This is a genomic window from Marinovum sedimenti, from assembly GCF_054052205.1.
Window position 1 is genome coordinate 2,626,830 of the sequence record NZ_CM133223.1, and the last position, 13,210, is coordinate 2,640,039.

The 13,210-nt window shown below is 61.8% G+C and carries 16 protein-coding genes; 9 read left to right on the forward strand and 7 right to left on the reverse strand.

Annotated features, from left to right (window positions below; genetic code table 11):
- Positions 1-105: 105 nt before the first annotated feature.
- The 3 genes from ACW9UO_RS12650 to ACW9UO_RS12660 all read right to left on the reverse strand — a co-directional run bounded on the left by ACW9UO_RS12650 (position 106) and on the right by ACW9UO_RS12660 (position 2,562).
- Positions 106-1,221, reverse strand: coding sequence for a site-specific DNA-methyltransferase (locus tag ACW9UO_RS12650; RefSeq protein WP_457086161.1), 1,116 nt, complete (start codon positions 1,219-1,221; stop codon positions 106-108).
- An 88-nt stretch (positions 1,222-1,309) separates the two neighbouring features.
- Entirely contained in the window at positions 1,310-1,942 is a 633-nt protein-coding gene (locus ACW9UO_RS12655; protein WP_457086162.1) for a ribonuclease HII, read from the reverse strand.
- 164 nt (positions 1,943-2,106) lie between these two features.
- Entirely contained in the window at positions 2,107-2,562 is a 456-nt protein-coding gene (locus ACW9UO_RS12660) for a hypothetical protein (protein ID WP_457086163.1), read from the reverse strand.
- Between the two features lie 199 nt (positions 2,563-2,761).
- Here ACW9UO_RS12660 and ACW9UO_RS12665 point away from each other — a divergent pair, with 199 nt between their 5' ends.
- The 6 genes from ACW9UO_RS12665 to ACW9UO_RS12690 all read left to right on the forward strand — a co-directional run bounded on the left by ACW9UO_RS12665 (position 2,762) and on the right by ACW9UO_RS12690 (position 7,370).
- On the forward strand, positions 2,762-3,001 hold the full coding sequence (locus ACW9UO_RS12665; protein ID WP_457086164.1) for a hypothetical protein: 240 nt from the start codon (positions 2,762-2,764) through the stop codon (positions 2,999-3,001).
- Between the two features lie 105 nt (positions 3,002-3,106).
- Positions 3,107-3,811 carry a hypothetical protein gene (locus ACW9UO_RS12670; protein WP_457086165.1) on the forward strand — a complete coding sequence of 235 codons (705 nt, stop codon included), beginning with the start codon at positions 3,107-3,109 and terminating at the stop codon, positions 3,809-3,811.
- Positions 3,812-4,178: 367 nt separating this feature from the next.
- On the forward strand, positions 4,179-5,480 hold the full coding sequence (hisD, locus tag ACW9UO_RS12675; RefSeq protein WP_457086166.1) for a histidinol dehydrogenase: 1,302 nt from the start codon (positions 4,179-4,181) through the stop codon (positions 5,478-5,480).
- A 3-nt stretch (positions 5,481-5,483) separates the two neighbouring features.
- Positions 5,484-5,831, forward strand: coding sequence for an arsenate reductase (glutaredoxin) (gene arsC, locus ACW9UO_RS12680; protein WP_457086167.1), 348 nt, complete (start codon positions 5,484-5,486; stop codon positions 5,829-5,831).
- A 60-nt stretch (positions 5,832-5,891) separates the two neighbouring features.
- Complete coding sequence (locus tag ACW9UO_RS12685; protein ID WP_457086168.1) at positions 5,892-6,833, forward strand: serine hydrolase domain-containing protein; 942 nt, start codon at positions 5,892-5,894, stop codon at positions 6,831-6,833.
- Between the two features lie 18 nt (positions 6,834-6,851).
- The gene (locus tag ACW9UO_RS12690; RefSeq protein ID WP_457086169.1) at positions 6,852-7,370 is read left to right on the forward strand and encodes a DUF2937 family protein; all 519 of its coding nucleotides are present in this window, start codon (positions 6,852-6,854) and stop codon (positions 7,368-7,370) included.
- 48 nt (positions 7,371-7,418) lie between these two features.
- Here ACW9UO_RS12690 and ACW9UO_RS12695 read toward each other — a convergent pair whose 3' ends face one another.
- From ACW9UO_RS12695 to ACW9UO_RS12705, 3 genes are all read right to left on the reverse strand, one after another.
- Entirely contained in the window at positions 7,419-7,793 is a 375-nt protein-coding gene (locus tag ACW9UO_RS12695; RefSeq protein WP_457086170.1) for a hypothetical protein, read from the reverse strand.
- Between the two features lie 32 nt (positions 7,794-7,825).
- Entirely contained in the window at positions 7,826-8,221 is a 396-nt protein-coding gene (locus ACW9UO_RS12700) for an arsenate-mycothiol transferase ArsC (protein WP_457088649.1), read from the reverse strand.
- 67 nt (positions 8,222-8,288) lie between these two features.
- On the reverse strand, positions 8,289-8,768 hold the full coding sequence (locus tag ACW9UO_RS12705; RefSeq protein WP_457086171.1) for a UPF0262 family protein: 480 nt from the start codon (positions 8,766-8,768) through the stop codon (positions 8,289-8,291).
- Between the two features lie 300 nt (positions 8,769-9,068).
- Between ACW9UO_RS12705 and ACW9UO_RS12710 the strand changes: the two genes are divergently transcribed.
- Complete coding sequence (locus ACW9UO_RS12710) at positions 9,069-9,722, forward strand: hypothetical protein (RefSeq protein WP_457086172.1); 654 nt, start codon at positions 9,069-9,071, stop codon at positions 9,720-9,722.
- Positions 9,723-9,840: 118 nt separating this feature from the next.
- On the opposite strand, the gene proS is transcribed toward ACW9UO_RS12710, so the two are convergent.
- The gene (proS, locus tag ACW9UO_RS12715) at positions 9,841-11,181 is read right to left on the reverse strand and encodes a proline--tRNA ligase (RefSeq protein ID WP_457086173.1); all 1,341 of its coding nucleotides are present in this window, start codon (positions 11,179-11,181) and stop codon (positions 9,841-9,843) included.
- Between the two features lie 254 nt (positions 11,182-11,435).
- Between proS and ACW9UO_RS12720 the strand changes: the two genes are divergently transcribed.
- Positions 11,436-12,494: an AI-2E family transporter gene (locus ACW9UO_RS12720; protein ID WP_457086174.1), complete on the forward strand. Its 1,059-nt coding sequence runs from the start codon at positions 11,436-11,438 to the stop codon at positions 12,492-12,494.
- A gap of 25 nt (positions 12,495-12,519) precedes the next feature.
- The gene (locus ACW9UO_RS12725; protein ID WP_457086175.1) at positions 12,520-13,203 is read left to right on the forward strand and encodes a P-loop NTPase family protein; all 684 of its coding nucleotides are present in this window, start codon (positions 12,520-12,522) and stop codon (positions 13,201-13,203) included.
- Positions 13,204-13,210: the final 7 nt, after the last annotated feature.

Genomic DNA, 13,210 nt, shown 5'->3' on the forward strand with positions numbered 1-13,210 from the left:
AACCATGGGTTGAACGAAAAAAGCCCCGCCAAACATGGCGGGGCAAGTCGGGTGCCGCCGCATTGGGACGGCACCGGCGGTGTTCTGATTGTTCTGGAGGGTAACTTAGTTCGGGCGGTGGCCCATTTCGGCGCGAATCTGTTGGCGGAACACGTCGATCGGCACCGATTTGCCGTCACGCTTGATGTGCCAATAGGTCCAGCCGTTGCAGCTTGGCGCGCCTTCCAGCGCCGCCCCCACCTGATGGATCGAGCCGCGCACATCGCCGCCAACCAGCGTGCCATCGGCGCGCACCTTGGCGTGGTGGCGTTGGTTCATCGAATGCAGTTCTTCGCCCGGACACAGCATGCCACGCTCGACCACCTGGCCAAAGGGCACACGCGGTGCCGAGCGTTTCGAGGCCGACACTTCCAGCACGTCACGGTCAAACTTGCGGATCTTGGCGATGCGTTTCTCGGCGACCTCGCGGTAGGCCTCTTCCCGCTCGATGCCGATAAAATCGCGGCCCAGCATCTTGGCGACAGCGCCGGTGGTGCCAGTGCCAAAGAACGGATCAAGCACCACGTCGCCCGGATTGGTCGACCCGACCAGCACCCGGTGCAGCAGAGATTGCGGCTTTTGCGTCGGATGCGCCTTTTCGCCAGCGTCATTTTTCAGCCGCTCACCGCCGTTACAGATCGGCAAAACCCAGTCCGACCGCATCTGAATACCCTCGTTCAAGGCCTTCAGCGCCTCATAGTTAAAGGTATATTTCGCGCCTTCCTCTTTCGACGCCCAAATCATCGTTTCATGGGCGTTGGTAAAGCGTTTGCCCCGGAAATTCGGCATTGGGTTGGACTTGCGCCACACCACATCGTTCAGGATCCAGAAACCTGCGTTCTGCATCGCGGCCCCGACGCGGAAAATGTTGTGATACGAGCCGATGACCCAGATCGCGCCCTTGGGCTTGAGCAGGCGGCGCGCCGCGGCCAGCCACTCTTGGGTGAATTTGTCATAAGCGGCAAAAGACGAGAACTGGTCCCAGTGATCATCCACCGCATCAACGCGGGAATTATCGGGGCGGTGAAGCTCGCCTTTGAGCTGAAGATTATAGGGCGGGTCTGCGAAAATCAGATCGACCGAGTTTTCCGGGAGGCTTCGCATCACCTCGATGCAATCCCCGGAAAGAATCGTGTTTAGAGGGAGCGCAGTTGCGCTCTGTGCTTGTATTTTGGTCTTCATGTTCTGCCTCTGTCCCGGTGCGTTATCGCACTCATTGGTTGCCTACAGGATGAGTCAAAGGCGAATCGTGGTCAATTTCTTTATTGAATCAAGAGGTTAAGTTTTTATCTTGATACAAGATATGGTGTACCGGTTTGAAGGAACGTCTATGGTGTGGGGTCACCCCAAGATTCACCAGCGCGGCCTTGTGGCTTTTCGTCGGGTAACCTGCGTTTTGCTCCCAGCCATATCCTGGGAAGTGTTGCGCCAAATCCCGCATGACATAATCCCGCCTGATTTTGGCCACAATTGAGGCCGCTGAAATCGACTGTGAGCGGCTGTCGCCCTTGACGATGGCCTCGGACGCAAGGGTGAGGCCACGGGGAATCAGATTGCCATCAATCAGCAGGTAATCCGGCGGTTCGGGCAAATTGGCGATGGCGCGCACCATGGCGATGTGGCTGGCGCGCAAGATGTTGTGTTCGTCAATCTCGGCAACGCTGGCCTCGCCAATGCCGATCTGGGCGCAGGCTTCGATCTCGGCCAAGAGGGCGATGCGCTTCTTCTCGCTCAACACCTTGGAATCGTTAAGGCCTGCCGGGATGCGCGCGGGGTCAAGAACCACCGCCGCCGCCATCACTGGCCCGGCCAGCGGGCCACGCCCGACCTCATCCACCCCGGCGATGCGGGCAAATCCACGGACGCGGGCGGCGTCTTCGAAACTCATATCTGGCTGTGTCATGGCCCCGGAGTGGCCCGCATCACCCGCGCAACGCAAGCAGAATCAATGCGCCGGAAAACGAAAAACCGGAGCGCCCCATGATGGAGCGCTCCGGCGCGGTGCAAGCCGCAGGGGCGTGGGGCCTGCACATCTGCTCGATCAAGCAACGGTGAATCGAGCGATCTCTAGCGTCCGGCGACGCGGAATCCGCGGTTGCGCAGGCAGCGCGGGCTATATCCGACTCGGGTGACGCGTCTGCCGTTGTCCCGGGTCCGCACTTGCACCTTGCACGATTGCGGCAGGCGGTCGGCGTGGCGATAATTGCGGTTCAGACAGCGTTGGCCGTACATCCGCACAGGTCCATCGCGCGATTGCACGCGGGTCAGACAGTATCCCGGCAGCGGCGCATAACCGCGCTTCTTGGACTTCTTCTTATACCGGCGCTCGGGTTCGTACCCCCTGCCACGCTCGAATCCACCATTGTTGTTGGCGAGTTGGTTCAGCAACAACAGCGTGCCAGCCCCGATGACAAAGCGATCAAGGTTGCGGTTGTGACCGTGGTTCGCGGCGGCTGGTACGGCCGAGAGGCTGGTAAAGGCCATGGCGGCGGCCACGACGGCGGCGATGAGTTTACGTGACATTGAAAAGTCCTTTCTAAGGCAAGTCTTCCTTCGCTGAAATGGCCCGGTGGGATGTGCAGGGGATGTGTGGGCCGACGGTAAGGAAACGATGCGGCAGACCGGCCCGGACAGGCAATAACAGGGGGCTGTTATCCAATAACAGGGGGGTAAACCTGCTGTTGTTATTGAAAAACATCGCGGTGGCGCGCAGGGTGGAGCCATGAACAGACCCCTTGCATATCTCGCGCTCGCCGCAACGCTAAGCCTGACCCCGGCCTGGGCCGAGGCGGCCTGTTTCGCCGAGTTCAAAGCCAAGAGCGACAATCCTCTGGCGCTTTATTATGATGTCGCGCGGATCAAGGGGCCCTGCACCGTTGAAAACGCGACCGCGCAATTGCAGCTGCGCCTCGCCCGTCGTGGGCTGACCCTGCTCAAGGTGCTGTCGGTTCAAAGCGACTGAGCGCGACTGAGCGCGCGTGCGCGTGACTGAGCGTGACTGAGCCCGGTTGACGCGATGCATGTCATCGTGCGTCATGGTCGCCAGCCAGCAAACCCGGAGCCGCCCTTGGAAGACACCGAAGCCACCGCCGCCGACCTGCGCCGTTCCGGCAGCCGACTGGTGCAATTCGGCGTCATTGCTATTGTCGCGATTCTCGCGCTGACGGCGGTGTTTCTGTTCCTGACCTTGCCCGACGCGAATGCCTTTAATGCGCGGGTGGAACGGATCTTCGTCGAGAACGACGCGCTGACCTCGGATGCGGAAATCAAGCTGCTGGAAATCCTCGCGCTTTCCGGCACGGCGTTTTCCGAGACGTTGTCCTCTTACCGTATGGTCATTTTTGTGCTGTTGATCTTCGCCGCCGCGCTGCTGATCGCGACTCTGGTGTTTCTGGTCATGCTGGTGGCGTTGAATCGGCGCATGGCCCAGATCGAACATTCCGGCATTCAGGTGTCGTCGCTGCTGATCAGCCGCGATGAAAAGACGGTGTACCTCAACAATATGGGCTTCAAGCTGACCGACGCCGCGATTGAAACGCTGTGTGTGCTGGCCGAGGCGCGGATGGATGAAGAGGTGCTGACCGGCGTGCAGATCGAAGCGATGATCTCGGGCCGGCCCGAGCCCGACTGCGAAGAGGCCGCCGGGGCCACCCGGGTCAAACGCCTGCGCGATGGTCTGGGCAATCAATTGGTCAGCGCGCTTTTGGTCAAGAACATCGCCCGGCGCGGCTATGTGCTCTCGGTCGGCAAAGACGTCATCCGCGTTCTCTAGCACACCAAGTCCTAAACCACTCCGCTAAGCCCCCACTCCGCCCCGCCGCCCCCGATCTGTCAACAGATCGGCCCTGATCCATCAATGGATCAGTTCCCCCCCACCGCGCCCACCGCGCTCCCCGATCTGTCAACAGATCGGTTCTGATCCATCAATGGATCAGATCTCCCTCACCGTGCCCACCGCGCTTCCCGATCTGTCAACAGATCGGTTCTGATCCATCAATGGATCAGTTCCCCCCCACCGCGCCCCCGAAGCCCCCCCGATCTGTCAACAGATCGGCACCGATCCATCAATGGATCGGCCCTCTGTCTTGAGCCTCGCCCCCCGGCGGTCTATGTCTCACGGAATATATCAGGAGCCCGCCATGCCCGTTTTTCTGTCGACCCGTCAGCCCGATTTCGAGCCGCAGTTCCGCGCGCTTCTGAGTGCCAAGCGCGAAGACAGCCCCGATGTCGACGACACCGTTGCCAAAATCATCGCCGATGTGCGCGCCCGCGGCGACCGTGCGGTGATCGACCTGACCGAACGCTTCGACCGGCTGACGCTAGATCCCGCCACCATGGCCTTCACCGCGCAAGAGATCGAAGACTACAGCGCCCAAGTGCCCGATGCCGAACGCCACGCGCTCGAAACCGCCGCCGAACGCATCCGCGCCTACCACGTCCGCCAAATCCCCGACGACCAGCAATGGACCGATCCCGAAGGCGCCACTCTCGGTTGGCGCTGGACGCCGGTCTCGGCTGCGGGCCTCTATGTGCCCGGCGGGCTGGCCTCCTACCCCTCATCTGTGCTGATGAACGCGATCCCGGCCAAGGTCGCGGGCGTCAACCGCCTTGCCATCACCGTGCCCACCCCCGACGGCGTGGTGAACCCCACCGTTCTGCTGGCCGCCAAAATCGCTGGCGTCGACGAGGTGTACCGCATCGGCGGCGCGCAAGCGATCGCCGCGCTCGCCTATGGCACCGAAACCATCGCCCCGGTCGACAAGATCACCGGGCCGGGCAATGCCTTTGTCGCCGCCGCCAAACGCCGAGTGTTCGGCAAGGTCGGCATCGACATGATCGCCGGCCCCTCGGAAATCCTGGTGATCGCCGACAAAGACAATGACCCCGACTGGATCGCGCTCGACCTCATGAGCCAGGCCGAACACGATGAAAGCGCGCAATCGCTGCTGATCACCGATGACGAAGCCTTTGGCCGCGCCGTCGCTGAGGCGGTGGAAAAACGCCTCGAAACCCTCGAACGCCGCGCCATCGCCGGGGCAAGCTGGCGCGATTTCGGCGCGGTGATCACCGTGCGTGACCTCGACGAGGCCGCGCAACTCTCCGACCGGATCGCCCCCGAACACCTCGAACTCTGCGTCGCCGACCCCGAAGCGCTATGCGAAAAGGTCCACCACGCCGGCGCAATCTTCCTTGGCCAATGGACGCCCGAAGCCATCGGCGACTATGTCGGCGGCCCCAACCACGTCTTGCCCACCGCCCGCTCGGCCCGCTTCTCCTCCGGCCTCTCGGTGCTCGATTTCATGAAGCGCACCACGCTGTCGAAGATGTCGCCCGACGCCCTGCGCGCCTGCGGCCCTGCTGCCGAAATCCTCGCCAAATCCGAAAGCCTCGAGGCCCACGGCCTGTCCGTCACCGCGCGCCTGCGCAAACTCAACGGATAACCCATGGCCATCGTGATCTTTCACAACCCCAACTGCTCGAAATCCCGCGCCACGCTTGATTTGATCCGCGAGACGGGGACAGAGCCGACCGTGGTGCCCTACCTCAAAACCGGCTGGACCAAGCCGCAGCTTCAGGCGCTGTTCGCCATCGCCGACATCTCTCCGCGCGACGCCCTGCGCACCGCGCGCGGCACCGCACAAACCCTCGGCCTGCTTGATGACGGCACCAGCGACGAGGCGATCCTTGATGCGATGGTCGCCCACCCCGAACTGGTCGAGCGCCCGCTGGTCTGTTCGCCCAAAGGCGTCCGCATCTGTCGTCCGCCCGAGCGTGTCACCGATCTGATCTGAGACTTGCGCGCGCGGCGGCTTCGGGCAAGGGTGACACGTCATCCCAACCGGAGCCTCCCCATGCGCCTGCTCGCCTTTTGCCTCAGCCTTCTTGCCGCGCCGCTTTCGGCGCAGGACGCCGCCACGCGGGTGCAAGAGGCGTTTGACCTCTGGATCGGCGCCCAAGGCCACCCCGCCGCCGTGCTGGTGCTGATGCAGGGCGACAGCGAGATCGCCGCCATCGAACGCGGCATCACCGCCGACATGCCGGTTGAATTGCAAAGCAATTCCAAGGCGATCACCGCGCTGTGCGTCAAGTCTCTGGTCGATCAGGAGCGGCTGACCTGGCAGACCCCGCTAAGCACCTTGCTCGAGACCAACCTTGATCTGACCATCGCCGACCTTATCACCCACACCACCGGCCTGACCGCCGACGCGACGCAAGCGCTGATGCCAGAGTGGCGCGGCGATGGCACCCCGCGCTGGGCCGAGGCCACGGTTTCCGCACTGGCGCGCACCCCCAAAGGCCCGCGCGGGGCCTTTGCCTATAACAATGAAAACTACGCCATCCTCGGCACCGTGATCGAGGTCGTCACCGGCGAGGATTATGCCACCGCTTGCCAGACCCGCGTGCTCTCGCCTGCCGGTGTCACCACGGCGCGGCTGTCGGCGGTCACCGGCAGCTTTGGCCCGTGGGGCGGCTGGGAAATGTCGGCGCGCGATTTCGCCCGCTTCCACCGCTATCACTTCGTAGGTCAGGATTTCACCGCCTTGCCCTCGGCCCATATCGGCGATGGCGCATACTATGGGCTTGGCATGGCGGGCCGGACTGCGGGCACCGGCATCAATCGCTGGAACTTCGGCGTGCTCTGTTTCCTTGGCGGGCCGGGCGACGGCGGCAGCTTTACGGTGAACTGGGGCGCGACCTACAGCCTTTTTGCCGCGTATTCCGCCTGTGTTCCGGGCGAAGCGATGGCCGGGCTTGATCGCGCGATGATCGAGGCTCTATCCTTGGACCGATAATAAACGAGCAGGTCAGCCATGTTTGCCAAAGCCCTCACCCTCGCGGGCGGGATCACCGGCGCGGCGGGATTGTCGCAATTCCCCGAGTTTTCCCAGCAGTATGCCCAGCGGCTTGGTGGCGCGGTGGATGAACTGTCGCGCGTGGTCACAGAGTTCGATGCCGACGCCGCTGATCTCGGGTTGACCCGCGCCGCCGCGCTCACTGATCTCGCACAGGGCAGCGACATGGGCCTTGCTCGCGCCCGGTCGATTCAGACCACCTTTCGCCGTCACGCCCAGCTCTCGGCCGACCTTGCCGCGCTTGACGGTGCTGGCCCCTTCACCCGCGCCTATCTCGCCTCTCGGATGACCGACAGCGACGTCGCCAAACGCGCGTGGGAGGTCTACAAACCAGCGGTGCCCGTCACCTTTGAAGGCGCGGTTTTTGCCGGGGTCGGGTTTGTCGGCGGGATGATGATATTGGTCGCGCTGATGTCGATGCTGCGGCGGTTGCTGCGCCGCAATCCCGCGCAGCGCACCCAACGTGCGCCGGGTTAACCAACTGTTAGTAAACAACAAATGTTTCGCGCGCGAAACATTTCCCGCCTAAAGGTCGATTTCGTCCGGCACCTCTTCGGGGTCTTCGATCCTCTCGTCCGGCGTCTTGCGACGGATGATGATATCGCCATTCTCAAGCACCTCGGGCGGGTGGTAGGCGCTCCAATCCTCGACCTCGGCCATCAGGTCGCGCAATGCCGGCCCCATCTCATTGGCAAACGCCCGCAAGCCCGGCTCGATCTCTTGCGCTAGGCCTTCAAGGTCTTTCAGCGCCGGTTCCATCTCGTCCATCAGCCCGCGAAAGAACAGCCGCGCGCCTTCTTCCATCAGGTTAAAACCTTCGTCCTCTTCCTGCGCAGCGGCAGGCAAACCAAGGCTGATGGCAAGGCATGTGGCGGCGGTGATCCGGGTCAAATGTGTCATGCACAAAGATATAGGCGCGCCACAGCGCGGTTTTAAGAGGCCGCGCGCGGACCCCAGTAGGATTCCAGCTGCGTCACGATTTGATCGCGGGTCTGTCGATAAGCGGCAAGCTTTGTGGCGCGGGTTTCGCCGGTGCTGGTCGGGTCGAGCACCGGCCAGAATTCCACCGTCAGATGAAAGCAGCGCGTCAGCTCCAGCGCCCGCTCATGGCTGGTGCGCGACAGGGCCACCACCAGATCAAAGGACGACAGCGCCTCGCCCCATTCCTCAAGCTCGTCAAAACTGCGCGAGCGATGGCGGTCCAACTCGACACCGATTTCCTGACAGACCGCGATGGCGAAACCGTCAATCTCCAGATCGTTGCGCACGCCGACCGACTGCACATAGGTCTCGGTGCCATAGAATTTCTTCATGATCCCTTCGGCCATCGGCGAGCGGACGGCGTTGTGATCACAGCAGAACAAGATCGATTGTGGCAGCGCACGCGTCACCCGGTCAGGCCCCGAAATGCAACACGCAGATCAGCGTGAACAGCCGCCGGGCGGTATCGTTGTCGACCTCGGCCTTGCCTTCGAGACGCTCTTGAAGAATGCGCGCACCTTCGTTGTGGATGCCGCGGCGGGCCATGTCGATGGTCTCGATCTGGCTGGGAGGCAGCTTTTTGACCGCATCGAAATAGCTTTTGCAGATCTGAAAGTAGTCCTTCACCACCTGCCGAAACGGCGTCAGCGACAGATGGAATTCCGCCGCTTGCTGGTGGTCTTCGGTGGCGACATCAAACACCAGCCGCTTGTCGCGGATCGACAGGCCAAGCCGATACGGCCCCGGCGGCACCACCCGGTCATCGCGGGCGGGCAGGTCAAAGGAATTCATTTCCATCAGGTCGAACATGGCGACCTTGCGCTCTTGCTCGACCTCCGGCGTCGGCGGCGGCAGATTGGCGTCGTCCAGATCGATTTCGATGATACGGCTCATGGCGTTGGCCTTAGGTTGGGCAATCGCCCCCTGCCTAGCGGATTGGCGGGGGCCGGGCAATGCGGCGATAGTACACCCGTGGCGGTGCCGAGCGTTTTCCGTCCGACCCACACGGTGATTGGAGGTGGCGGTGCAATGTCGAAATCCGACGTACCTAGGTGAGTGATGAGGAGCTGGTTCAATCTTAGATTGAAACTTTTGCGAATTTTCGTTATGCAAAGCAAGCTTTCTTAAAAATTTAATCTGCAAAACTGGAGTATTGTTATTGTCCGTTTTCTGACCTGTTTTTTGACGGCTTTCGTGAGCGTCATGCTGTCTCTGCCTGCGATGGCCCAGACCGATTTTACATTCACGGCACCTGACATTTGCCCGGTTGATCCGGTAGCTTATGCGACGGTCGAGCTTATCGCCGGGGCCAAGGACGCGCGCGTCATGGTGGAACGGCGGGGCTATGAGGTGCCAGTTGTCGTGACCTACAACCACAATGCGCGCAGCGTCACCCTTGATACGCGGGGGGATGGATCAGTGCGGTATACGCTGCAAGAGGATCAACAGGCGGCAATCTCGGTGTCTGTCACCGGACCGGATGGCAAATCGGTCGAGACCATCCTAGCCCCGGAGTTGGGCTTTGCCTATCTTGCAACCCCTGAAGAAGGCGTGGAAAAATCGGTGCATGGCCTGAAAAGCGGGATATTTCAAAGCATATTGGCACCCAAGGATGTGCCCGACGGGCCTGCGGGTACAGTGCGCCGGCTTGCCCTGTCTGCGGACGATGACACCGACCAATGCGGGCCGAGCGCCGCGATCTGTACCAGCCGCTTTAACCGGATGATCGGGGACGGGTTTCTTTGCGCGGTCAGCCTTGGCGGGGATCTAGGGGCCTGCAACGGGGCCAATGAGGCCAAATGCGCCTGGTGCGAGTGCAAAGGCTATGCCTGTCAGGGGTGCGACTAAGCCGAGGCGGCTTGCACAGTTTTTATCCGCGCGGTTGCGAAAGATTGAAACCTGCCGGTCGCAGATGTTGCGGTTCGGCGGCGAGAACGGCGACTGTCCGGTCGCCGTTCTCATGTGCCTAGAGAACGCCCTGATAGATCGCGGCGAGGCGTTTGACCGCCTCTTCGGGCGGCAGCTCTTCGCTTTCACCAGTGCGGCGCGAGGTGAGTTCGACCACGCCGTTTTTCAAACCGCGCGGTCCGACGGTGATGCGCCATGGCAGGCCGATCAGGTCCATCGTGGCGAATTTCGCCCCGGCGCGGTCCTTGCGGTCGTCATACAGCGGGTCGAGGCCGAGCGCCTTGAGCGCGGCATACAGCGCGTCACAGGCCGCGTTGGCTTCGTCGTCGCCTTGCTTGAGGTTGACGATCCCACAATGGAACGGCGTCACGCCTTCGGGCCAGATGATGCCTTTGTCGTCGTGGCTGGCTTCGATGATCGCGCCAAGCAGGCGCGAGACGCCAATGCCGTGCGAACCCATGTGGACCGGCACCTTGTTGCCCTCGGCGTCGGCCACGGTGGCGCCCATAGCCTCGGAATACTTGGTGCCGAAGTAGAAGATCTGGCCCACTTCGATGCCGCGCGCGGAGCGGCGGCGCTCTTCCGGCACCTCGTTAAACAGCGCCTCGTCATGGGTTTCATCGGTGCGAGCATAGCGCGAAGTGAACTCGTCGAGCACCGCGCTACAGGCGGCGTGATCGTCGAAATCAATCTCGCGGTCGCCGAACTTCAGCTCGGTGATCTGGCTGTCATAAAACACCTCGGATTCGCCGGTTTCGGCCAGCACGAGGAATTCATGGGTGTCGTCGCCGCCAATCGCGCCGGAATCGGCGCGCATCGGGATGGCTTGCAGACCCATGCGTTCATAGGTGCGCAGATAGCTGACAAGGTGGCGGTTGTAAGCGTGCAGCGCGTCTTCTTTGGTGAGGTCGAAGGTGTAGCCGTCTTTCATCAGGAATTCGCGGCCGCGCATCACGCCAAAGCGCGGGCGGATCTCGTCGCGGAACTTCCACTGGATTTGATACATCGTCAGCGGCAGATCCTTGTAGCTGCTGACATGGCTGCGGAAGATGTCGGTAATGAGCTCTTCTGCGGTGGGCGTGAACAGCATTTCGCGGTCGTGCCGGTCGGTCATCCGTAGCATCTCTTCGCCAAAGGCATCGTAGCGCCCGCTTTCGCGCCATAGATCGGCGGATTGCAGGGTCGGCATCAGCATGGCGATGTGGCCGGCGCGCTCTTGCTCTTGGTGAATGATCTGCTCGATCCGTTGCAGCACCTTAAGCCCGAGCGGCAGCCAGGAATAAATCCCGGCGGAGGCCTGTTTGATCATCCCGGCACGCAGCATCAGCCGGTGGCTGACGATCTGCGCCTCAGAGGGGGTCTCTTTCAGCACGGGCAGGAAATAGCGGGACAGGCGCATGTTGCTTGATCTTTCGGCAATCGGGGTTGCACCGGGTTTTGCGGTATGGGGGCGAAGATGGCAAGGGGGCTGAGCGTTGCGCAGACCCTGGCCACGGCTTTCGGCACCAAAACGGCCAAAAGAAACCGCAGGGTGCCGCAGGATCACCGAGTTATACACTGTTATACAGGGTTATACGGCGTGTCGCGGTGTGGCCCGCCCTTGAAACCCCGACCTCAACAGGCGATGTATCGGGAAACATAAGGGATGTGCGCATGGCCCTGCCGGTTCGGGAACAGTTCAAATATTGGGGCGTCGCCGCCGTTGTTATCGCGTTGTTGCTATGGCTTCTGGGCGATGTGCTGTTGCCTTTTGTCCTGGGCGGCGCGATTGCCTATCTGCTTGATCCGGTGGCGGATCGGCTAGAGCGGGCCGGGTTGTCGCGGGCTGCGGCTGTGGCCGTCATCACGGTCTGTGCGCTGGTGGTCTTTGTGCTGCTGGCAATCCTGGTGGTGCCGACGCTGGTGACACAGGCGGCGGACCTTGTGGACATTGCGCCCGAGCTGTTTGCCAACCTGCGCGACTTCCTTGTCACCCGGTTTCCTGACCTGATGGAAGCGGATTCCGCGATGCGGCAATCGCTGGTGTCGATTGGCGAAAAGGTGCAGGAATACGGCGGCAAGCTGTTGGAAACATTGTTGTCTTCGGCGGCGTCGATCCTTAGCATCGTTATGCTGTTTGTTATCGTTCCGGTGGTGACCGTCTATCTTTTGGTCGATTGGGATAACATGGTGGCCCGCATTGATCAGCTGCTGCCGCGCGACCATGCGCCGGTGATCCGAGGGCTGGCGCGCGACATTGACAGGACGCTGGCCAGCTTTGTGCGCGGTATGGGCACCGTCTGCCTTATCCTTGGGACATATTATGCCGTGGCACTGATGCTGGCGGGGCTGCAATTTGGCCTGATCGTCGGGTTTATCGCCGGGCTTGTCACCTTTATCCCCTATGTCGGCGCATTGGTCGGCGGGGCGCTGGCGCTGGGGCTGGCTTTGTTTCAGTTCTGGGGCGACTGGCTGCAAATCGCAATTGTCGCGATAATTTTCGTTGTGGGACAAGTGATTGAGGGTAATCTGTTAACACCCAAGCTGGTGGGAAGCTCGGTCGGGTTGCACCCGGTCTGGCTTTTGCTGGCGCTCAGCGTGTTTGGATCGCTGTTCGGGTTTGTCGGGATGCTGGTGGCCGTGCCAGTGGCCGCGGCGCTGGGTGTGGTGGCCCGATTTGCCACCCGCCAATATCTTGACAGTCGCCTGTATCGGGGGGTGTCGGATGACTGAATTTGCCGGCCGCAGGATATTTGAAATGACCAAGCAGCTAAAGTTCGACCTGACAGAACAGCCGGCGCTGGGGCGGGATGATTTCTATATCTCGCCGTCCAATGCGCTGGCGCTTAGCATGATTGATGGCTGGCGCGATTGGCCCGGGCGCAAGCTGGTGCTGAAGGGTCCAGTGGGCAGTGGCAAGACGCATCTGGCGCATGTCTGGGCCGAGCAATCGGGCGCGCGGATCGTGCGGGCGGTGGACCTGCCCGACGCCAAGGTGGGCGAATTGGCGCAGGGATCGCTGTGTATCGAAGACGCCGAAGAGGCGGCGGGCAACGCCGATGCCGAGGCGCATATGTTTCATCTGCACAATCTGGTGCTGGCCGAGGGCCATACGCTGTTGATCACCGCGACGGATGAACCGGTGCGCTGGGGGCTGGAGCTGCCCGATCTGAAAAGCCGGATGCAAGGGACACAGGTGGTGGCGGTGAACCCGCCCGACGACGAATTGCTGGGCGCGGTGCTGGGTAAGCTGTTTGCCGACCGACAGCTTAGCCCCAGCCCGGATGTGATCCCGTATCTGGTGCGCCATGCGCCGCGCTCGTTCCTTGCGGCGCAAAAGATTGTGGCGGAACTGGATGATGTGGCGTTGAACAGTGGCAAACCGATGAGCCGCGAAATGGCGCGCCGCGCCGTGCAGGCGCTTGCGGATCTGGATGGCTGAGCCCGTC

What these genes read in the sequence shown, in the direction of transcription:
- ACW9UO_RS12650 (WP_457086161.1), bottom strand. Translation starts at nt 1,221, where the DNA reads ATGAAGACCAAAATACAAGCACAGAGCGCAACTGCGCTCCCTCTAAAC.
- ACW9UO_RS12655 (WP_457086162.1), bottom strand. Translation starts at nt 1,942, where the DNA reads ATGACACAGCCAGATATGAGTTTCGAAGACGCCGCCCGCGTCCGTGGA.
- ACW9UO_RS12660 (WP_457086163.1), bottom strand. Translation starts at nt 2,562, where the DNA reads ATGTCACGTAAACTCATCGCCGCCGTCGTGGCCGCCGCCATGGCCTTT.
- ACW9UO_RS12665 (WP_457086164.1), top strand. Translation starts at nt 2,762, where the DNA reads ATGAACAGACCCCTTGCATATCTCGCGCTCGCCGCAACGCTAAGCCTG.
- hisD (WP_457086166.1), top strand. Translation starts at nt 4,179, where the DNA reads ATGCCCGTTTTTCTGTCGACCCGTCAGCCCGATTTCGAGCCGCAGTTC.
- arsC (WP_457086167.1), top strand. Translation starts at nt 5,484, where the DNA reads ATGGCCATCGTGATCTTTCACAACCCCAACTGCTCGAAATCCCGCGCC.
- ACW9UO_RS12685 (WP_457086168.1), top strand. Translation starts at nt 5,892, where the DNA reads ATGCGCCTGCTCGCCTTTTGCCTCAGCCTTCTTGCCGCGCCGCTTTCG.
- ACW9UO_RS12690 (WP_457086169.1), top strand. Translation starts at nt 6,852, where the DNA reads ATGTTTGCCAAAGCCCTCACCCTCGCGGGCGGGATCACCGGCGCGGCG.
- ACW9UO_RS12695 (WP_457086170.1), bottom strand. Translation starts at nt 7,793, where the DNA reads ATGACACATTTGACCCGGATCACCGCCGCCACATGCCTTGCCATCAGC.
- ACW9UO_RS12700 (WP_457088649.1), bottom strand. Translation starts at nt 8,221, where the DNA reads ATGGCCGAAGGGATCATGAAGAAATTCTATGGCACCGAGACCTATGTG.
- ACW9UO_RS12705 (WP_457086171.1), bottom strand. Translation starts at nt 8,768, where the DNA reads ATGAGCCGTATCATCGAAATCGATCTGGACGACGCCAATCTGCCGCCG.
- proS (WP_457086173.1), bottom strand. Translation starts at nt 11,181, where the DNA reads ATGCGCCTGTCCCGCTATTTCCTGCCCGTGCTGAAAGAGACCCCCTCT.
- ACW9UO_RS12720 (WP_457086174.1), top strand. Translation starts at nt 11,436, where the DNA reads ATGGCCCTGCCGGTTCGGGAACAGTTCAAATATTGGGGCGTCGCCGCC.
- ACW9UO_RS12725 (WP_457086175.1), top strand. Translation starts at nt 12,520, where the DNA reads ATGACCAAGCAGCTAAAGTTCGACCTGACAGAACAGCCGGCGCTGGGG.